This window comes from Geodermatophilus sp. SYSU D01045 (genome assembly GCF_054050295.1).
The window spans coordinates 100,712-120,845 of record NZ_JBJGZB010000003.1 but is presented as its reverse complement, the minus strand read 5'-3'; the positions used below and the strand labels follow the sequence as shown (position 1 = coordinate 120,845).

At 76.1% G+C, this 20,134-nt stretch carries 15 protein-coding genes; 3 read left to right on the top strand and 12 right to left on the bottom strand.

Features of this window, described 5'->3' with window-relative positions:
* Positions 1 to 5: 5 nt before the first annotated feature.
* Together ACI798_RS03805 and ACI798_RS03800 are read right to left on the bottom strand one after the other, a co-directional pair.
* Complete coding sequence (locus ACI798_RS03805; RefSeq protein ID WP_456941962.1) at positions 6 to 566, bottom strand: DUF1353 domain-containing protein; 561 nt, start codon at positions 564 to 566, stop codon at positions 6 to 8.
* Between the two features lie 60 nt (positions 567 to 626).
* Positions 627 to 761 carry a hypothetical protein gene (locus ACI798_RS03800; protein ID WP_456941963.1) on the bottom strand — a complete coding sequence of 45 codons (135 nt, stop codon included), beginning with the start codon at positions 759 to 761 and terminating at the stop codon, positions 627 to 629.
* 200 nt (positions 762 to 961) lie between these two features.
* Between ACI798_RS03800 and ACI798_RS03795 the strand changes: the two genes are divergently transcribed.
* Both ACI798_RS03795 and ACI798_RS03790 read left to right on the top strand, forming a co-directional pair.
* A complete protein-coding gene (locus ACI798_RS03795) occupies positions 962 to 1,972 on the top strand; it encodes an iron-containing redox enzyme family protein (protein ID WP_457047272.1) in 1,011 nt (336 codons plus the stop codon).
* 121 nt (positions 1,973 to 2,093) lie between these two features.
* Complete coding sequence (locus ACI798_RS03790) at positions 2,094 to 3,653, top strand: methyl-accepting chemotaxis protein (RefSeq protein ID WP_456941965.1); 1,560 nt, start codon at positions 2,094 to 2,096, stop codon at positions 3,651 to 3,653.
* Positions 3,654 to 3,746: 93 nt separating this feature from the next.
* Here ACI798_RS03790 and ACI798_RS03785 read toward each other — a convergent pair whose 3' ends face one another.
* From ACI798_RS03785 to ACI798_RS03740, 10 genes are all read right to left on the bottom strand, one after another.
* Entirely contained in the window at positions 3,747 to 5,087 is a 1,341-nt protein-coding gene (locus ACI798_RS03785) for an acyltransferase family protein (RefSeq protein WP_457047271.1), read from the bottom strand.
* On the bottom strand, positions 5,084 to 6,142 hold the full coding sequence (locus ACI798_RS03780) for a glycosyl hydrolase family 18 protein (RefSeq protein WP_457047270.1): 1,059 nt from the start codon (positions 6,140 to 6,142) through the stop codon (positions 5,084 to 5,086). Before ACI798_RS03780 ends, ACI798_RS03785 begins: the two co-directional genes overlap by 4 nt.
* A complete protein-coding gene (locus ACI798_RS03775; protein ID WP_457047269.1) occupies positions 6,139 to 8,478 on the bottom strand; it encodes a bifunctional polysaccharide deacetylase/glycosyltransferase family 2 protein in 2,340 nt (779 codons plus the stop codon). The genes ACI798_RS03780 and ACI798_RS03775 overlap by 4 nt, the downstream gene beginning before the upstream one ends.
* Positions 8,479 to 10,634: 2,156 nt before the next feature.
* Positions 10,635 to 10,967 (bottom strand): CDGSH iron-sulfur domain-containing protein, encoded by a 333-nt coding sequence (locus ACI798_RS03770; protein ID WP_457047268.1) that lies wholly within the window; start codon positions 10,965 to 10,967, stop codon positions 10,635 to 10,637.
* 42 nt (positions 10,968 to 11,009) lie between these two features.
* The gene (locus ACI798_RS03765; protein WP_457047267.1) at positions 11,010 to 14,129 is read right to left on the bottom strand and encodes a bifunctional [glutamine synthetase] adenylyltransferase/[glutamine synthetase]-adenylyl-L-tyrosine phosphorylase; all 3,120 of its coding nucleotides are present in this window, start codon (positions 14,127 to 14,129) and stop codon (positions 11,010 to 11,012) included.
* 4 nt (positions 14,130 to 14,133) lie between these two features.
* The gene (locus ACI798_RS03760; RefSeq protein WP_456941971.1) at positions 14,134 to 14,874 is read right to left on the bottom strand and encodes a type 1 glutamine amidotransferase; all 741 of its coding nucleotides are present in this window, start codon (positions 14,872 to 14,874) and stop codon (positions 14,134 to 14,136) included.
* 93 nt (positions 14,875 to 14,967) lie between these two features.
* Complete coding sequence (glnA, locus tag ACI798_RS03755; protein WP_456941972.1) at positions 14,968 to 16,317, bottom strand: type I glutamate--ammonia ligase; 1,350 nt, start codon at positions 16,315 to 16,317, stop codon at positions 14,968 to 14,970.
* Positions 16,318 to 16,424: 107 nt separating this feature from the next.
* Positions 16,425 to 17,648 carry an NAD(P)/FAD-dependent oxidoreductase gene (locus tag ACI798_RS03750; RefSeq protein ID WP_457047266.1) on the bottom strand — a complete coding sequence of 408 codons (1,224 nt, stop codon included), beginning with the start codon at positions 17,646 to 17,648 and terminating at the stop codon, positions 16,425 to 16,427.
* Between the two features lie 15 nt (positions 17,649 to 17,663).
* The gene (folE, locus tag ACI798_RS03745) at positions 17,664 to 18,326 is read right to left on the bottom strand and encodes a GTP cyclohydrolase I FolE (protein ID WP_457047265.1); all 663 of its coding nucleotides are present in this window, start codon (positions 18,324 to 18,326) and stop codon (positions 17,664 to 17,666) included.
* 56 nt (positions 18,327 to 18,382) lie between these two features.
* Positions 18,383 to 19,063 (bottom strand): helix-turn-helix transcriptional regulator, encoded by a 681-nt coding sequence (locus ACI798_RS03740; RefSeq protein ID WP_457047264.1) that lies wholly within the window; start codon positions 19,061 to 19,063, stop codon positions 18,383 to 18,385.
* Between the two features lie 123 nt (positions 19,064 to 19,186).
* On the opposite strand from ACI798_RS03740, the gene ACI798_RS03735 reads away from it, so the two are divergent.
* A complete protein-coding gene (locus ACI798_RS03735) occupies positions 19,187 to 20,017 on the top strand; it encodes a slipin family protein (RefSeq protein WP_457047263.1) in 831 nt (276 codons plus the stop codon).
* Positions 20,018 to 20,134 lie beyond the last annotated feature (117 nt).

Here is a 20,134-nt window from a genome sequence, read left to right as displayed (position 1 = left end):
CGGCGTTACCGGAACCCTCCGTCCTCGAACGTCCACCGACGACGGCGGCTCCACGGACGGACCCCGGCCTCCCCCGACACCAGCCGCTCCGCGGCGGCGTAGACCACCAGGGCCGGCACGGCCAGCAGCGACGGCGGCAGCACCAGCGGCGCCGCCAGCGCCGTGATCGCCAGCACGCCGGGTGCGCTGAGGACCCAGCCGCGCCGCCGCTCGGGATCGGTCAGCGCACCCCACCGCACGCCCGTCCACATGAGCCAGCGCAGCAGCACCGGCACCCCGGCCTCCCGCATCGCCCGGCGGAAGATGCCGTCGGCCTGCCGCGCGGTGACGACGCCGGCGGCGATCCCCTCCTGGCAGAGCCAGTCGTGCAGCACCGCGGCCAGCGTGTACCGCCCGGACTCCGGGACCAGCCACCGCACCGGCCGCGGCACGGACGCGAGGTCGGTGCGGAAGCCCGCCGGGACGACGAAGGTGTCCCGGTTGCCGTGGTAGGTGAGCGGCTCGACGAGCGTCCAGCCGCCGGCACCGGCGGTGCTGAGCACGCCCGCGGGCGGGTCGAAGGGCACGTCCGTACCCTCCTCCCCGCCCGCGCCGCCCGCTCGGGGGAGCCGTCCGTACCGCGGCTGTCAGTACCGCGGCCGGGCCGAACCCTCCGCGCGGGTGCCCGGCCGGCGCGCCGCGGACGGGGTGGCGATGTCCTCGAGCGACTTCCCCTCGGCGGCGACGCCGAGGACCGCGGCCACGACGCCGCCGAGCACCATGACGGCGGCGCCCAGGACGTACCCCCAGAACAGCCGGACGGGTTCGGAGCCGTCGCCGATGAGCGCCGGCCCAGCTTGCCCGACAGCCGGCCGAAGAACAGCGCCCGGCCGGTGGAGCGGGCCGGCGGCCCGCCACGGACGTGCGACATCCCATCGCGCACGGTGCATCGAAGTGCGCGACGCTGGGCATGGGCGGGACCATGCGCCTGCCTCTCGCCCGGGGCCCCCTGTCCGCGGCCCTCCGCGACGACCTGCTCGCCGGGTCGGTCTCCCCCGCCACCGCCGACCTCGCCCGCACCACCGCGGACGCCTCGGCCGACCCCCTGCACGACGACGACCTGCAGCTGGCGCTGGCGCTGTGCTACGAGCTGCACTACCGGGGCCTCGACGGCGTCGACGACGCCCTCGAGTGGGACCCCGCCCTGATCACGCTGCGCGCGCACCTCGAGCGCCGGCACCTCGCCGCGCTGCGCGAGCTCACCGGCCCGCCCTCCCCCACCGGCGAGCCGGTCGACCAGCAGCTGACCGCGCTGATCGCCGCCGACGACGGCCCGTCGCTGTCGTCGTTCATGGCCAGGCGCGGCACCGCCGAGCAGTGGCGCGAGTACCTGACCCTGCGGTCGGTCTACCACCTCAAGGAGGCCGACCCGCACACCTTCGCCGTCCCCCGGCTGTCGGGCCGGGCCAAGGCCGCGATGGTCGAGATCCAGGCCGACGAGTACGGCGGCGGCGCCCCCGAGCGCATGCACAGCGAGCTGTTCGCCGGGATGATGCGCGACCTGGGCCTGGACGCCGGCTACGGCGCCCTGTGGGACGACGCACCCGCCGTCGCGTTCACCTCGGTCAACACCATGTCGCTGTTCGGCCTGCACCGCCGCTGGCGCGGGGCGGCGCTGGGCCACCTGGCCTGCGTGGAGATGACCTCGTCCGAGCCCAGCCGCCGCTACTCCGCGGGGCTGCGCCGGCTCGGCCACGACGGGACGACGACCGTCTTCTACGACGAGCACGTCGAGGCCGACGCCGTCCACGAGCAGATCGCCTCGGTGGACATGTGCGGCTCCCTGGTGGCCGAGGACCCCGTGCTCCTCGGTGACGTGCTCTTCGGCGCGGCCTGCTCCCTCGCCCTCGACGGGCTCGCCGCCCGGCAGCTGCTGGGCGCCTGGGAGGCCGGGCGCTCGGCGCTGTACACGCAGCCCGCGCTCGCCGCCTGAGTGGCGATCCGGTCTCGGGGCCGGATTCCGGCTCCGATCCGGCTGCACTCCGCGGCGGCGCTGCCGAACCTCTCGGCGCAGGACCACCGTCCCCGGGGGTCCCCGAGCCCGGAGGACGACCATGTGGCGGCGCACCGACCCGGACCCGTCCGGCACGCCGGCGACCACGGCGATGCCCCGGGACGTCGAGACCCTCGAGGAGGTGGTCGAGGCCCTCGACTCCGGCGTGACGACGGTGCTCGACGCCCACGTCGCGGTCGTCCGCACCATCGTGGAGACCTGCGGCCTCGGGTACGGCGCGGTCTGGCTGCCCGACGCCACCGGTGCGTTCGCCCTCGCCTGGGAGGGCGGCCCGCTCACCCGGGCCATGTCCGCCGCGTGGCCGCGGGACGGCGTGCTGACCGAGTCCGCCGGGATGGGCGGGAAGGCGCTGCGCGAGCGGCAGACCGTCCACCTGGCCGGTGCCCCGGCCGGCCGCGGCGGCTGCGTGCGCTGGGAGACCGCCTGGGCCGCCGGCGCGCGGGAGGGCTGCTTCCTCCCCGCCGTCGACGACGGCGCGGTCACCGCCGTACTGGAGTTCCACAGCGCCACGCCGCTGCCCTTCTCCGGCGTCCGCCAGGAGAAGTGGCGGGCCATCACCCGGCTGCTCGGCCACGCCCGGCGGGCCGCCCTGGCCTCCGCCGCGCTGCGCGAGACCCTCGACGACCGCGCCGCCGTCACCACCGTCGTCACCCGGGTCGGCGAGGCCACCGACGAGGCCTCGGCCCTGCGGACGGCGCTGGAGAGCGTGCGCACCTCCTTCGGCTGGGCCTACGGCTCGTTCTGGGCGCTGGACGAGGCGGAGGGCGTGCTGCGCTTCCAGCTCGAGTCCGGCTCGGCCGGCGAGGAGTTCCGCACGGTCACCCTGGCCGCCAGCTTCGCCGAGGGCGTGGGCCTGTCCGGCCGCGCCTGGAAGCGGCGCGACCTGGTCTTCGTCCGCGACCTCGCGGAGGTGACCGACTGCGTGCGCCGGCCCGCCGCCCAGCGCGCCGGCGTGAAGTCCGGCGTCTGCTTCCCCATCACCGCCGGGGGCCGGGTGATCGGGACGATGGACTTCTTCGTCACCGAGACCATCGAGCTGTCCGAGTCGCGGGCCGCCGCGCTGCGCAACGTCCAGCAGCTGGTCAGCCAGCGGCTGGACACGCTGCGCCGGGCCGCGGCCGACGCGCAGCGCTCCCGCGAGCTGCTCGACAGCGTCGACCGGCTGCGCGAGGCCGCCGCCGCGGCCGGTGAGGTCGCCGAGAAGGCGGTGTCCCAGGCGTCGGCCATGACCACCGAGGTCGCCGCCCTCACCGAGGCGTCGACGTCGATCGGCGAGGTCATCCGGATCATCTCCGGCATCGCCGACCAGACCAACCTGCTCGCGCTCAACGCCACCATCGAGGCCGCGCGGGCCGGTGAGCTCGGCCGCGGCTTCGCCGTCGTCGCCAGCGAGGTCAAGGACCTGGCCCGGGAGACGGCGGCGGCCACGCAGCGGGTGTCGGACCAGATCGCCGGCATCCAGTCCAGCAGCGACCAGGTCACCGCCGGCATCCACGCGACCAGCGAGGTCATCGGCCAGCTCGACGCGGTGCAGGCCCGGATCACCGACGTGCTCGAGGAGCAGGTCCGCCTGGCCCGCGCCATCGAGACGACCGCCTGAGGGACCCCGTCCCCACCGGGGACGTCGACCACGGTGGCGTGGGCCGGGCACGGGGGCCGGCCCACGCCACCGTCTCGTCCGGAGCCGCGACCGTCAGTGCCGCGCCGGTGCCCCGTGGGCACGGTGCGGGCCGAGCGGGGCCCGCGGCCGCGGCACCAGGCGCTTGAGGAACCGGTCGGGCCGGTGGGCGGGCACGGGTCCCGCGCCGGGAGCGGCCCGGCCGGACGCCTCCTCCGCCGTGCCCGCGGCCTCCCGGACGACGTTGCCCCGCACCACGCTCCGGCGCTCCTCCGCCGGGGCCGGCCTGCCGACGGCCCCCGGGGCGGCCCCCCGGACCACGTTGCCCCGCAGGACCACCCGCCGGGCGCGGGGGACCCGGTCCCACGGCAGCAGCCGCGGCCGCCGTGCGGCGGCCACGTCCTCGACCCAGCCGACGACCAGGACGGCGACCAGGAGGAGCAGCCACGCGGTGGCGAACTCCAGGACCATGCCGCGGGGACCCGAGGTGTCGTACCGGGCGAGCACCGTCGCGCCGAGCACGACCGGCGCCATGGCGATGGCGAGGTTGCCCCACAGGTAGATCGTCATCGCCCGGCTGTTGAACAGCGACACGACGGCGCCGAGCGTCGGCAACCGGTCCAGCCAGCCGAACCGCGGGTAGGCGCGGAGCAGGACGAGCACCGCGCCCAGGCAGTAGAGCATGTCGGCCAGGGGGATGTCGTCGATGTTGTACGAGCCGTACTCCGCCTGGTGGGAGAAGGCGTACCAGGCGCCGGCGGCGAGGAGCGCGACCCCGCCGGCGAGGGTGCGTCCCAGCGGCAGCCGGCGCAGCGTGCCGTCGTGGTGGGCGAACCCGAGCATCCAGCAGCAGGCGTAGACGCACAGCTCGACGACGATGTCGTGGGTCCGCCCGACGAAGTTGACCAACCCGAGGGTGACCAGCCCCATCGTGACGACCGGGACGCTCATCGTCCGCAGCGGCCAGCGGCGGAACAGCCACAGCATCGCGGGGCTGAGCAGCAGGAACCACAGGTAGACGCGGATGTACCAGAGCGGCGCCGTCCACTCGTACCCGGCCGACGACGCCGGCGGGTCGGAGAGCGGGACGACCCACAGCCAGGCCGTGTCCCAGGTCAGCGGAGCCGAGCCGTCGTCCTGCCCCACCTGCCAGCCCAGCAGCAGCATGACGGCGACCATCACCCCGCCGAACACCCAGAACGGCGGCAGCAGCCGGCGGATCCGCTTGCGCAGGAAGGCCCGGGCCGAGCCGGCCCGGTCCAGGGAGCCGGCCACGAGCCCGCCGCCGAGGGCGAACATGATGCCCATCGACGGGAACAGCAGCGGCAGCCACGCCCAGCCGAAGGCGTGGAAGGTGATGACCCGGACGAGCGCGGCGGCCCGCAGGAAGTCGATGTAGCGGTCCCGCTGTCTCATGCCTCCGCACCTCCCGTGGTGACCCCCGCCACCGTCGGCCAGACGGCGGGGTCCTCCCCGCCCAGTCGCCAGATGGCCACGCCGCGGAGCCCGTGCTCCACCGCGACGTCCTGCTTGGCGGCCAGGGCACGCGCGTCCTCGAACCAGACGGTGTGCTCCTGGCCGTTCTCCGTGTAGGTGAAGGTGACCGCCGCCGCGGCGTCGTCCCACCGGGGTCGTGCGCCCACCCGCTCGGCGAGGGCGACCGCGTCGGCGGCGCCCAGGACCGCGCCCTGCTCGCCGACCCAGTCGTAGCCGTAGGTCGCCAGCCCGAGCATCAGCTTCTCCTCCGGCACCCGGTCGACCGCGTACCGGGCGACCGACCTCACCCAGTCCACGGGGGCCACCGGGCCGGCGGCGCTGTCGCTCCACGCGTGGTCGTAGGCCATGACCCGGACCTGGTCGGCCACCGCGCCGATCTGCTGGTAGCTGTAGGCCAGCGTGCCCGGGTCGTCGTCGGCGGCGCGGGCGGGCACGGCCACGGTGAGCTCGAGGTCCCGGGCGTGCAGGTCGTCGGCCAGGGCGGTCAGGAACTCGGTGAACACCGGTCCCGCGGTGGGCGGCAGGCTCTCGTAGTCGACGTCCAGTCCGTCCCACCCGTTCTCCGTGACGAGCCGGACCAGCTCCTCCCGGTGCGCCTCGGCCCGTCCTGCGTCGGCGAGGAGGTCGGCGACCACCTGCCCCTGCCACTGGCCGTCGGCGAAGTTCTGGACCGTCGGCAGGACCTGCAGGCCGGCGTCCCGGAGCTGGTCCCGGACCTCGGCCGGCGGCTGGGTCACGACCAGCGCCCCGTCGGTGCCGAGGGTGAGCCAGGTCGGGCTGACCTCGGTGACCCCGCCGACGTCGACCGCCGGGGTCAGGGACGCGGACGCACGGTCGTCCCACGCCGGCAGCCAGGCCGCCGCGACGAGCGGAGCGGACCGGTCGGAGACGGCCCACCGGACGACGAACGCCGCGGCGACCAGCACCGGGACGACCGCCACCGCGACCAGCAGGAGCAGTCTGCGGCGCCTCATGCCGGCACCGCCGCGGGCTGCGGGGGCTGCACCGGTTCCTGCGGGCCCTCGTCCATGTTCGCCGTCCGGGCCAGCTTGTTCCAGCCGAGCCGCACCCCGCGCAGCGCGGTGCCCAGGCAGGCGTAGAGCAGGTAGGCCCGCAGCGGCTCGAAGATGAACCGGTAGAGCGGGACCATCAGCAGGTGGGCCGGGCGCTCCCGGAGCAGCCACACCGCGACCGCGGCCAGCGCCCCGTAGACCACGGCGAAGGCGCCGAAGTACGCCAGGACCACGAGCGGTCCCCGGTCGGCGAGCATCTGCAGGACCACGACGGTGATGAAGGGCGTGAAGACCAGCGGCAGGAGGATGGTCAGCGCCGCCATGGGCAGGACCAGCACGCCGAGCCAGCCGTAGCGGGGCCGCAGGAGCATGTTGCGGTGCCGCCAGACGGCCTGCAGCGTCCCGTACGTCCACCGGACCCGCTGCTTGAGCAGGGCGTCCACGGTCTCGGGGGCCTCGGTCCAGGCCACGGCCCCGTCGGCCTGTTCCACGCGCCAGCCGTGCTGGTGGAGCATCAGCGTGAGGTCGCAGTCCTCGGCGAGCGTGGCGTCGCTGTAGCCGCCGGCCTCCAGCACCGCCTCGCGGCGCCACGCCGCGCAGGCCCCCGGGACGATCATCACCGCGTTGAGCAGGGCACCGGCCGCGCGATCGACGCCGATCTGCGTGACGTACTCCAGCGCCTGCCACCGCGTCACGACGTTCTGGGCGTAGTTGCCCACCTTGATGACGCCGGCCACCGCTCCCACCCGCGGCGAGTGGAACTGCTCCACCAGCCGGCTGACGGTGTCCGGGGTGAACAGGGTGTCCGCGTCGAGCGTCACCACGTACGGGTGCCGCGCCGCGGCGAAGCCGCGGTTGAGGGCTGCCCACTTGCCGGCGTTGTCCTGCCGCAGCAGCCGCACCCGGCCGTCCTCGGCCGCCACGTCGCCCACCATCGCGGCGGTCCCGTCGGTGCTGCCGTCGTCGACGACGATCACCTCGCGCACCGGGTACCGGGAGGCCAGGACGTGCCGCAGCGTGCGGACGATGACCAGTTCCTCGTTGTACGCGGCGATCACGACGGTCACCGCCGGTGTCGCGGTGTTGATCGGCCGTCGCCGGCGCCGGGCCCGCGTCACGGCCAGCACCGTGTTGAACAGCCCGAAGCCGAGCATGCTGGCCACCCCGATGACGAACAGGACCTCGAGCAGGGGGGCCGGGACGGCGAAGAGGAGGAAGACCACCGCCGCGGTGATGCGGTCCCAGACGTCCGGTCGCGCCGGGCCGACGAGGTCCTCCAGCCCCGCGTTCGCCTGGGGCATGGAGTGGAAGGTGTAGCCGGCCTCCCGGGCGGCGAGGATCAGCCGCTCGACGTACTCGACGGTCATCGTGCGGTCGGAGCCACCGCTGTCGTGCAGCAGGACCGTGATGTCGTCCTGCTCCCCGAGCGGGGGCAGCGGGATCTCGCCCTCCCGCTGGCCGCTGGCGTGGGCCCAGTCCAGCGAGTCGAAGTCGTGTGACGCCGCCACGTACCCCAGCTGCTGGGCGCGGAGGATGCCCGGCGCGTCGTAGCGCATGCTCTCCTCGTCGTCCCCCTCGTAGGGGAGCCGGAAGATCGCCGTCCGGTAGCCGGTCTCCGCCCGCATGACCCGGTCGGTCACCGCGATCTCGAGCCGCTCCCGGAACGCCGTCGTCACGTTGACGTCGACGTGGGTGAGGGAGTGGTTGCCGAGGGCGTGCCCCTCCCGCACGATCCGCTGCATGATCTCCGGGTACCGGACCATCTGGTCCCCGGTGACGAAGAACGTCGCCGGCACGGAGTAGCGGCTGAGCAGGTCGAGCAGGCGCGGGGTCCAGACGGGGTGGGGCCCGTCGTCGAAGGTCAGCGAGATGGTCCGGCCCGCGCCCGTGCCGTACCCGTAGCGGCGCAGGGCGTAGGTCGCGGACCCCGCCTCGTCCACGTCCTCGGGCGGCAGCTGCGCCACCACCTGGCCGGTGAACGGTTCCTGGGCGTAGGTCTCGCCGTCGACGTGCAGCAGCCGGACCACCTGCACCAGGGGGCCGGCACCCAGCACGGGCGGGACGCCGACGTCGGCGACCGTCGGCCCGTCCGGGACGGGCGCGCCGCCGAGCGCCGGTGGCGCGATCGCGTGGGGGACGACGACCGCCCCCGCGGCGAGGAAGACGGCCAGCAGGCTCAGGCCGACCGCCCGGAACCGCCGCCAGCGGCGTCCCGAGGGGTTGAGGAAGACCGGGCGGTCGACGACGCGGACGGCCCGGGGTGCGGGGCGGTCCGCCTTCGTGGTGCGGTGGTTCACGAGAGGTCCTTCGGAGGAGCCCGGGCGCGGACGGCGCAGGGGCGGGCGAGCGGTGGGACGGGGGTGCGCACCGCCTCAGCGGGCGCAGCGGTGGACGCGCGGCGTCGGTGCGGCAGGCGCGTCAGGCACCGGTGGTCCGGCACGCGTGCAGCCGGGTCCCGCGGGTCAGTCGGGCCGGGAGCCCGGGGCGTCGGCGTCACCACCGGGAGCGGCGCCCGGGTCGCGCCCCGGGCAGACGGGGACCCCGCCGAGCAGTGGCGGCCAGTGCCCGGTCAGCGCGGCTGCGGGCAGGGTCGGGGAACTGCCCGAGGAGCTCGACCCGGCGCTGGAGGACCCGGCGCTCACGCCGGCGACGGCCACGGCCTGGTGCTCGGGCAGGTGGCCCTGCAGCGGGGCGACCGGGACCCGGGGGGTGATCGTGTCGGCCTGCCCGGAGGGCGCCGGCGCCGCGGCGGGACCGGGCGCCCCCGACCGAGCGGGGACGGTGTCACCGGGCTCGGCGGGGCCGTCGGAGGCGGGACCGTCGGAGGCGGGACCGTGGGAGGCGAGACCGTCGGAGGCGAGACCGGAGGCAGGTGCCGACCCGTCGTCGGCGCCCGGCTGCTGACAGGGGACGGGCGGAACCGGAGCGACGTCGGGGGCGGTCACCGGGGGCTGCGCGGGCTGTGGCACCGCAGGCTCCGGGGCCGCTGCGGTGGCCGTCCCCGTCGGCGCGGTCTCGTCGGTCGGGGCGGTCGAGGACGGTCCGGCGTCGGGCGTGGCGGCAGGCGCCGTCCCCGAGTCGGCCGTCACTCCTCGCGTGCTCGCGGGTCCGCCGGTTCCCGGGGTCGGCGGGGCCGGTGCGCCCGTGTCCGCCGTCCCGTCGGTCGGCGCACCAGCGGCCGCGGGCTGGGGCGCCGGTGTCCCGGTGGCGAGGATCCCGGCGGCCGTTCCGGCCCCGGATCCGGTGCTGTCCGACGACGCCGCGACCGTGCCGGCCGGGGGGCCTGCCGTGGCCGCGGGCCCGTCGTCCGTGCGGGCTACCGGGCAACCGGTCGCGGGCGGCGGGGATCCCGGCCCGCTGGTGCCGGCCCTCACCGGGAGCCTCGTCCCCGTCGGCACGCACGTACCGGGTGACGGCGCGGCCGCCCCGGACGCGTGGGGCACCCCGGTGACCGCTTCCGGCCGCGGCGGCGCGACCGGCTCGGGAGGGGCCGGCTCCTCGGGAGACGTGACCGGCTCGGGAGCGACCGGCTCCTCGGGAGACGTGACCGGCTCGGGAGCGACCGGCTCCTCGGAAGGCGCGACCGGCTCGGGAGCGACCGGCTCCTCGGGAGGCGCGACCGGCTCGGGAGCGACCGGCTCCTCGGGAGGCGCGACCGGCTCGGGAGCGGGTGGCTCGTCCACCGGGGCAGGTGCGGGGGGCTCCGTGGTCGCCGGGACGGCGCCGGTCACGTCGTGGTGCGCGGCGGGTCCCGGACGGCCGGCGCACCCTGCCTCCGCCCCGTGCGGGTCCCGCTGGGGATGACGCTGGTCGCCGGCGGACTCGACGTGGGGGCAGGACGGCCCGGGCCCGGGGGTGCCCGTCGTCCCGGGACCGGCGGACGCCGCCGGGGCGAGGAGGGCGAGGAGCGCCCAGCAGCCGACGACGAGGGCTGCACCGGCGAGGACGCGACCACCCCACCGCATCCAGGCCAGGACGGCTCCGCGCCGGGACACGACCTCCGCCACCCGGTCCACCCGGGAGGTGTCGGGAGGGCGTGGCTCGCCCACACGGATGCGCACTGTCCCCCCGGGTGTCGAACCACACGGTCGGCGTCGCCACGGGCGTCCTCAGCACCGGTGGCACGGACGGGGCAACGCTCCGAAGTCGTGGACGACCGGTCAACAACCTCGGCGGCCTCCGCGGCGTCACAAGGGGGACGCGCCGCACGGGGGTGACCCTCCGTCACCGCCGGGGTGTCCTCAGGTACCCGATCGGGTGACGGACCGCACCGCGTCGGCTGCGCGTGCAGCCCGGTCGTCACCCGGTCGGGTGACCCCTCCACGGCCGGGGGTGCGTGGATCCCGCACGCCTGCACGGTGCCGCACCGTCGTACGGCGCGCAGCGCACCGATCACCGGGCGTGACCGTCACTGCCTCCTGACCGGGTGCGTGCCGGCACCGGAGGCGGCCGGTCAGTCAGGTGCCCCCTCCGCGGACGGTGCGGGGTCCGGGCGGCGGGCCCGGCGCAGGATCGCCGCGGCCGGCCGGGGCCGGCTCGGCGCGCTCGGGGCGGAGAAGCCCGAGCGCTTGTGGCTGCCGTCGCAGAACGGCTTGATGCCGGACTTGCCGCACCGGCACAGCGCCACCGTCTTCCGGCCCGGGTCGATCTCGGCGCCGTCCTGGTCGACCAGCCGGAAGTCGCCGCGCACGATCAGCGGGCCGTCGCGGTAGGGCGTGATGGTGGCGCCGGGGACGGCGTCCTCGTCGGGCAGGCCGGCGTCGTCGGCGGGGACGGCTGAGCTCACTCCCCTCCCGTGCCCCGCCACCGCGCCCCGCACACCCGGGGGTCAGCCGGGCGGCTGACCGTAGAAGACCTGCTCGACCACGCCGCGGGCGTGCCGGGTGGTGCGCCGGTAGTCGTCGAGGAACTGCCCCGGGTCGACGTCGGGGCCGTACCCGCTGGCCCGCGCGACCCCGGCCAGCTCCAGCCCGGGCCGGGGCAACTGGTCGCCGGGCCGGCCGCGGACGAGGAAGACGGCGTTGCGCGCCCGGCTGGCCAGCTCCCACGCGTCGCGCAGCGACCCGGCCTGCTCGACGGTCAGCAGGCCGTTCCCGGCCAGCTCGGCCAGCGCGCCGACGGTCGAGGGCTCCCGCAGCCCGGGGACGGCCGCGGCGTGCTGGAGCTGCAGCAGCTGCACGGTCCACTCGACGTCGGCCAGGCCGCCGCGGCCGAGCTTGGTGTGGGTGGCCGGGTCGGCGCCGCGCGGCAGCCGCTCCCGCTCCACGCGCGCCTTGATCCGGCGGATCTCGGCGACCTGCTCGGCGGACAGCCCGCCCTCCGGGTAGCGCAGCGGGTCGACCAGCTCCACGAAGGCCGCGCCCAGGTCGGGGCTGCCGGCCACCGGCGCCGCGCGCAGCAGCGCCTGCACCTCCCACACCGACACCCAGCGCTCGTAGTACTCGCGGAAGGCGTCCAGGCTGCGGACCAGCGCGCCCTGCCGGCCCTCCGGGCGCAGGTCGGCGTCGACCTCGAAGGCGGGGTCGGGAGCGGGCTCGCCGAGCAGCCGGCGCAGCGTGTGCGCGACGGCGTTGGCCGCCTGGGTCGCCTTCGCCTCGTCCGCTCTGCCGTCCCCCGACCCACCGTCCCCGACGGCCCTCGGGCGGTGGACGAACAGCACGTCGGCGTCGGAGCCGTAGCCCATCTCGCCGCCGCCGAGCCGGCCCATGCCGATGACCGCGAGCTCCATCGGCACGTCGGCCGGGTCGATGCCGGCCTCGCGGGCCCACGCGCGGACGGCGACGTCCAGCCCGGCCTGCAGCGTGGCGACGGCGACGTCGGTGAGCGCCTGCCCCACGCGGACGACGTCGAGCAGGCCGAGCAGGTCGGCCGAGGCGATCCGCAGCAGCTCCTGCCGGCGCAGGCCGCGCAGGACGGTGACGCCGGCCTGCGGGTCGGCGGCGCGGCCGGCGGCGGCGCGCCAGGCCCCGGCCAGCGAGTCGGCGCTGCGCGGCTCGAGCTCGTCGTCGTCGGCGAGGATGCGCAGCGCCTCGGGGGTGCGGGTGATCAGCGCGGCCACGAACCGGCTCGACCCGAGCAGCCGCGCCAGCCGCTCGGCCACCTGGCCCTCGTCGCGCAGCAGCCGCAGGTACCACTGGTTGCCGCCGAGGGCCTCGCTGACCTGCCGGTAGGCCAGCAGCCCGGCGTCGGGGTCGGAGCAGTCGGCGAGGGTCTGCAGCACGACCGGCAGCAGGTACTTCTGCATCGACGCCGACCGGGACACCCCGCCGGTGAGCGCGCCCATGTGCCGCAGCGCGCCCTGCGGGTCGGCGAACCCGAGCGCGCGCAGCCAGTCGCCGGCGGCCTTGCTGCCCAGCTGCGCGGCCTCGGCCGGCACCCGCGCCACCGCCGACAGCAGCGGCCGGTAGAAGAGCTTCTCGTGCAGCCGGCGCACCTCGCGGGTGTGCAGGGCCATCTCCGCGCGCAGCACGTCGACGGCGGTGCCGCGGGCGTCGGGCTTGTAGCCCAGGGAGCGGGCCAGCCAGCGCAGCTGCTGCTCGTCGGTGGGCAGCAGGTGGGTGCGGCGCAGCCGCAGCAGCTGCAGCCTGTGCTCGACGGTGCGCAGGAAGCGGTAGGAGGCGATGAGGGTGTCGGCGTCGTCGCGGCCGACGTAGCCGCCGGCCCGCAGCGCGTGCAGCGCCGGCAGCGTGCCGCCGACCCGCAGCCGGACGTCGACCCGCCCGTGCACCAGCTGCAGCAGCTGGACGGCGAACTCCACGTCGCGCAGGCCGCCGCGGCCGAGCTTGATCTCCCGGTCGACCTGCGCCGGCGGGATGTTGTCCTCCACCCGCCGCCGCATGGCCTGCACCTCGGCGACGAAGCCGGGGCGGTCGCCGGCCTCCCACACCATCGGGAAGAGCTCCTCGACGTAGCCGCGGCCGAGGTCGGGGTCGCCGGCCACCGGGCGCATCTTCAGCAGCGCCTGGAACTCCCACGTGCTGGCCCACTGCCGGTAGTAGGCGGTGTGGCCGGCGAGGGTGCGCACCAGCGCCCCGGCCTTCCCCTCCGGGCGCAGCGCGGCGTCGACCTCCCAGGCCGCCTCGCGGCAGATCCGCATGAGCGCGGCGGCCACCCGGGTGGCGCTCTGCAGGGCGGGGGCCTCCGGGTCGCTGGGGTCCACGGGCTCGGCGACGAACACCACGTCGACGTCGCTGACGTAGTTGAGCTCCCGCCCCCCGGTCTTGCCGAGCGCGATGACCGCCAGCCGGCACGGTGCCGCGCCCTCGGGCTGCTCGGCGACGGCGAGCGCGAGGCCGGCGGTGAGCACCGCGGCGGCGACGTCGGCGAGCTCGGCGGCGACGTCCTCGGCCGACAGCCCCTCCCCCAGGTCGCGGCCGGCGAGGTCCAGCACCGCCCGCCGGTAGGCCAGCCGCAGCGCGGCGACCCGCTGCGGCGAGGCGTCCGGCGCGGCCCTGCCCAGCCGGACGCCCCACGGCGGGTCGTCGGGGTCGGCGCCGACGGCGGCGAGCATCTGCCGCTCCAGCGCGTACGCGGCGGGGCGCACCGCGCCGCGGCCGTCGGAGTCGAGGACGGTCCAGTCGCGGGGGTGGGCGGCGAGGTGGTCGGCCAGGCCCGCGCTGGCGCCGAGCACCGACAGCAGCCGGGTGCGCAGCGCGCCCGAGCCGCGCAGGCGGGCGAGCAGGCCGGCGGCCGCACCGCCCGTGTCGTCGGCGGCGTCCAGGGCCTCCACCAGCCGGGCCAGCGAGCGGACGGCGAGGTCGGGGTCGCCGGCGCGGGCCAGCGCGGAGACGACCGGGCCGGCCTCGGGGTCGGCGGGCTCGTTGCGCTCGAGGTCCCACAGCCCCAGGGCCGGGTCGGACAGCAGCAGCGCGGCCTTCTCGCCGTCCTCGAAGCCGAAGCGGGCCAGCCGCACGACCGCGCGGCGGGGCACCTCCCGGGATGCGGTCACCGGCTCAGACCGCGGCGCCGCGGCCCGCGCGGACGAGGTCGGCGAAGCGGGCCGCGAACGGCGCCCAGACCTCCTCGAGGTCCGGGTGCACCGCGTCGGTCAGCCGGCAGAGCGTCTCGCGGTCGTACGGGCTCGCGGCGACGCCGACGGTGTCCCGCTCGGCCCACTCGCGGACGATCTCCGGCGTCGTCTCGACGTGGAACTGCAGCCCGTAGACGTGCCGGCCCACCCGGAAGGCCTGGTGGGCGTACACCGGGCTGCTCGCCAGCAGGGTGGCACCGGCCGGCAGCTCGCTGATCTCGTCGTGGTGGAACTGGATGACGTCGGGCGACAGCGGGAGCGGGCCGAACACCGGGTCCCCGGCCGCGGCGTCCCGCTTGGCCACCAGCAGCGCCCCGACCTCCGGGCCCTCCATCCCCTCGCGCACCCGCCCGCCGCCCGCCTGGGCCAGCAGCTGGGCGCCCAGGCAGATGGCCAGCGTCGGGGCGTCGTCGGCCAGCGCCCTCGCCAGCAGAGCGCGGACCGGCCCCAGGCCGCTGGTGGCGTCGTCGTCGAGGCCGGACTGCGGGCCGCCGGTGACCAGCAGCCCGTCGAAGCCGGTCAGGTCGGCCGGCACCTCGTCGCCGGCGTCGAGGTGCCGCTCGTCGAGCTCGAGGCCGGCCGCGCGCAGCCAGTCCCCCAGCCGTGCGGGCGGGGCGGTGTCGCTGGGGACGACGACGAGCAGGCGGGCAGGGGTCTCCGGCACGGTGCCGAGGTTAGTGCGCGCCCGTGCCGGCGCCCCGCTCCGCCGCCCGCGCGCGGACGGCGGGGCCCTGGGGGCCTTTGTAGCGCTATCGGCTCAGAGGCCGGGCAGGTAGCGCTTGAGCTCGAAGGGCGTCACGTTCTGCCGGTAGGAGTTGAACTCCTCCCACTTGTTGCGGAGGAAGAACTCGAAGACGTGCTCGCCGAGGGTCTCGGCCACCAGCTCGCTGCCCTGCATCGCCGTCAGCGCCTCGCCCAGGGACACCGGCAGGTCCTCGTAGCCCGCGGCGCGGCGCTCGGTGTCGGTGAGCGACCAGACGTCGTCCTCGGCCTCCGGCGGCAGGTCGTAGCCCTTCTCGATGCCGCGCAGCCCGGCGGCCAGCAGCACGGCGAAGGTCAGGTACGGGTTGCACGCGGAGTCCGGCGAGCGGACCTCGATCCGCGCCGACTGGCCCTTGTTCGGCTTGTAGGAGGGCAGCCGGACCAGCGCCGAGCGGTTGGCCCGGCCCCACGTGGCCGCGGTCGGCGCCTCGGTGCCGGCCAGCAGCCGCCGGTAGGAGTTGACCGTCTGGTTGGTGACGGCGGTGAACTCGCGGGCGTGGGTGAGCAGCCCCGCGATGAACTGGCGCCCGGTGGCCGACAGCCGGATCGGGTCCGACGGGTCGTGGAAGGCGTTGCGGTCGCCCTCGAACAGCGACACGTGGGTGTGCATCGCCGAGCCGGCCAGGTCGGTGAACGGCTTGGGCATGAAGGTGGCGTGCACGCCCTGGGCGAGGGCGACCTCCCGGACGACGTGCCGCAGCGTCATCACGTTGTCGGCCATCGACAGGGCGTCGGCGTAGCGCAGGTCGATCTCCTGCTGGCCGGGCGCGACCTCGTGGTGGCTGAACTCCACCGAGATGCCCATCGCCTCGAGCGCGAAGACCGCCTCGCGGCGGAAGTCGTGCGCCACGTTGTGCGTGGACAGGTCGAAGTAGCCGCCGGTGTCGGCGGGCTCCGGCGGCCGCCCGTCGGTGGGGAGGTCCTTGAGCAGGAAGAACTCGACCTCGGGGTGGGTGTAGAAGGTGAACCCCATGTCCGCGGCCTTGGACAGCGCCCGGCGCAGCACGTGCCGGGGGTCGGCCCACGACGGCGACCCGTCGGGCAGCGTGATGTCGCAGAACATCCGCGCGGTGTCGCTGGGCTGGCCCTTGGTCGCGGGCATCACCTGGAAGGTGGCCGGGTCGGGCTTGGCGAGCATGTCCGACTCGTAGACCCGCGCGAAGCCCTCGATCGCCGAGCCGTCGAAGCCGATCCCCTCGGCGAACGCCGCCTCGATCTCCGCCGGCGCCACGGCCACCGCCTTGAGGTAGCCCGAGACGTCGGTGAACCACAGCCGCACGAAGCGGATGTCGCGTTCCTCCAGGGTGCGCAGGACGAACTCCTGCTGCCGGTCCATGCTGGCCATGATCGGATCCGCTCGTCTCGTCGCCGTGTCGTCCGTGCACAGCCTGCCCGGTCCGGGTGCCGGGCACACCGGTGGGGCGCCCCGTGTCGCCCCACCCGGTGGGCCGGTCAGACGACGAGCGACTCCAGGGGCGCGTCCGGGTCGGTGAGCGCGGCCGCCGGCACCCGCTGACGGCTGCGGACCAGCGCCTGCAGGGGCGCGGTGACGTCCCAGACGTCCACGTTCATCGCCGCGGTGACGCGGCCGTCCGACGTCCAGAAGGCGATGAACCCGCCGTCGTCCGGGTCGCCGCGGCAGACCACCGTGTCCCCGGGCGCGCTCACCCCGGAGTACTCCATCCCGAGGTCGTACTGGTCGGTGAAGAAGTAGGGCACGCGGTCGTACGGGACGTCCTGCCCCAGCATCGAGCGCGCGGCGGCCGGGCCGCCGTGCAGCGCGTTGGCCCAGTGCTCCACGCGGAGGTGCCGGCCGTAGAGCGGGTGGAACGACGCCGCGACGTCACCGGCGGCGTACACGCCGGGCGCGGAGGTCCGCAGCGCGTGGTCGGTGACCACGCCGTTGTCCACGTCGAGTCCCGCCGAGGCCGCCGGCTGCGTGTTCGGCACGGCGCCGACGCCGACGACGACCAGGTCCGCGGACAGCCCCACGTCCCGGTCGGTCACCACCGCGGTGACCCGCCCGCCGGCTCCGCGGATCTCCCGCACGGTGGTCTCGGTGAGCAGGTCGACACCGTGCCGCCGGTGCAGGCGCGCGAACACCTCCCCCATCCGCGGGCCCAGCACGGCGTGCAGGGGCGTGGGCTGCGGCTCGACGACGGTCACCTCGTTGCCCCGGGTGCGGGCGGCGGCCGCCACCTCGAGCCCGATCCACCCCGCGCCCACGACCACGATCTGTCGGCCACCACCCGTGAGGTCGGCGCGCAGGCGGTCGGCGTCGGCGAGCGTGCGCAGGTACCGGACGCCGTCGAGGCCGGCGCCGGGCACGGGCAGCCGCCGGGCCGAGCACCCGGTGGCCAGCAGCAGCCGCGACCAGGCGAGCTCCTCGCCGGTGTCCAGGGTCAGCCGGTGCGCGCCCGGGTCGAGCCCGACGGCGCGCACGCCCAGCCGCAGGTCGACGTCGTGCTCGCCGTACCAGCCGGGGTCGAGCACCTGCGCCGCCTCGCGGGGGGTGGTGCCGAGCAGGTACCCCTTGGACAGCGGCGGGCGCTCGTAGGGGACCTCGGGCTCGCCCGCGACGACCACGAGCGGCCCGTCGAAGCCCTCGGCGCGCAGGGTCTCGGTCGCCTTCGCGCCGGCGAGGCCACCGCCGACGACCACGAAGGGGGTGTCCACGGGTCCCGCCTCCCCTCAGGCGGCCGTGCCCGGCACGGCGCCGGTCAGCGCGAGGAACTCCTGCCGGGAGCGGGCGTCGTCGCGCAGCACGCCGTGGAGGGCGGAGGTGATCGTGCGGGACCCGGTGGCGCGCACCCCGCGCAGCGTCATGCACTGGTGCTCCGCCGCGATGACCACGCCCACCCCGCGGGGCGCGAGGTGGTCCCGCAGCCAGTCGGCGACCTGCTGGGTGAGCCGCTCCTGCACCTGCAGGTCCCGGGCGAAGGACTCGAGCACCCGGGCCAGCTTGGACAGGCCGAGGATCCGCTCGCCCGGCAGGTAGCCGATCGCCGCGGTGCCGGTGAAGGGCAGCAGGTGGTGTTCGCACAGCGACTGGACGGGGATGCCCGTGGCGACGACCAGCTCGTCGTACCCGCCGTCGTTGGGGAACGTGGTCAGCTCGAAGGGCCGGCCGGTGAGCAGCTCGGCGAGGGCGTCGGCGACCCGGCGCGGCGTCTCGGCCAGGTGCGGGTCGGTGGGGTCCCTGCCGAGCGCCCGCAGCAGCTGGGCGACCGCCCGCTCGGCCGCGGGCAGGTCCACCGCCCCGGTCTCGCGGACGAAGCGGAGGGCCCGGCGGTGGCCGGGGACGGCGGGCTCGGCGGTGAGGGCGGCGGTGCGTCGGAGCGCGTGGGTGGTCATCGGACCTCCTCTATCACCAACGGTGGTTGGCAGTAGAGACCCGGCCGCCCGGTCTGTCAACCGTCGCGCGTGCCGTCCAGGCGCACGCAGCAGGCGCCGTCCTCCGGCTGCAGCCGGGCGGTCAGCCCGCTGGGCCCGACGCCGTCGAGCACACCCTCGAGCAGCCGCAGGTTCATGCCGCAGACCAGCTCGGTGTGAGCGCGGGCGAGGGTGTGGAAGGGACAGTTCCGGAGGGTGACCGCGTCGCCGTCGACGCGCGGCTCGTAGCCGTGGGCCTCCAGCACGCGGAGCACGGCCTCCCGGCCACCGGCCCCGTCGGTGGCGGCGGCGAGCTCCCGCCCGCGTGCGTGCGCCCGCCGGTCGAGGACGGCCGCGGGCCGCTCGCCCGACGCCTCGGCCTCGGTCACGGCCGCGGCGAGCAACTCGCCGGCCAGGTCGTAGTGGCGCTCCGGCAGCGAGACCGCCACCGAGCCCCCCGACCGCCGGTAGAGCTTCGCGGGGCGGCCGGCGCCCGGGCCGGTGCGCCCGGACCGCCGCTCGAAGTGCACGTCGAGCAGCCCGTCGTCCACCAGCCGGTCGAGGTGGAAGGCGACCGTCGCCCGGGGGACGCCCAGGGCGGCGGCCACCTCGTCCCGGCCGACCGGCTCCGCCTGGCGGACGACGTGGTCGTACAGCCGGCGGCGGGTGGGCTCGGCCAGCGCGGCGACGGCGGCGACCTGGTCCGCCCGGGGATCCACCCGCCCACTCTAGAAGCAACGATCGTTCGTCGAACAGTTCCGCGGGGCCCGGTGCGGGCCTACGCTGACCCCCGCGTCACCGGTGCGTCCGCGGCTCGCACCGGGACGGCGACGGAGGACGACATGGACGCGATCCTCGTGATCCTGGCGGTCGTGCTGGTGGTGCTGCTCCTCCTGGGCGGGAGCAGCGTGCGGGTCGTGACGCAGTACGAGCGCGGCGTGGTGCTCCGGCTGGGGCGGCTGCTCGGCGAGCCCCGGCCGCCCGGCCTGACCCTCATCCGGCCCGGCGTCGACCGGCTGCACAAGGTGAACGTGCAGGTGGTCACCCTGCCGGTCCCCGCCCAGGAGGGCATCACCCGGGACAACGTGACGGTCAAGGTCGACGCGGTCGTCTACTACCGGGTGTTCGACCCGGTGCGGGTGGTCGTCGACGTGCAGAACTACCAGGCGGCGATCGCCCAGGTCGCCCAGGCGTCGCTGCGGTCGATCATCGGCAAGAGCGACCTCGACGACCTGCTCTCCAACCGGGAGCGGCTCAACCAGGGCCTGGAGCTGATGCTGGACTCCCCCGCCGTCGACTGGGGCGTGCACATCGACCGCGTCGACATCAAGGACGTCGCGCTGCCGGAGTCGATGAAGCGGTCGATGTCCCGCCAGGCCGAGGCAGAGCGCGAGCGCCGGTCGCGGGTGATCACCGCCGAGGGCGAGCTGCAGGCCTCGCAGAAGCTCGCGCAGGCCGCCGGGGTCATGGCCGCGCAACCGGCCGCGCTGCAGCTGCGCCTGCTGCAGACGATGGTCGAGGTGGCCGCCGAGAAGAACTCGACGGTCGTCCTGCCCTTCCCGGTGGAGCTGCTGCGCTTCCTGGAGCGTGCGGCGCCCCCGCCGGCCCCCGCGGAGGTGCCCGCGCCGCGGCCGGCGCCGAACGGCGCGGTCGTGCCCCCCGACGGCCGCTGAGGCCCAGCCGCGGACCGGCGCGGCGTCGTCCGGGTCGAGGCCGTCCGGGTCGAGGTCGTCCGGTCGAGGTCGTCCGGTCGAGGCCGTCCGGGTCGAGGCCGTCCGGTCGAGGCCGTC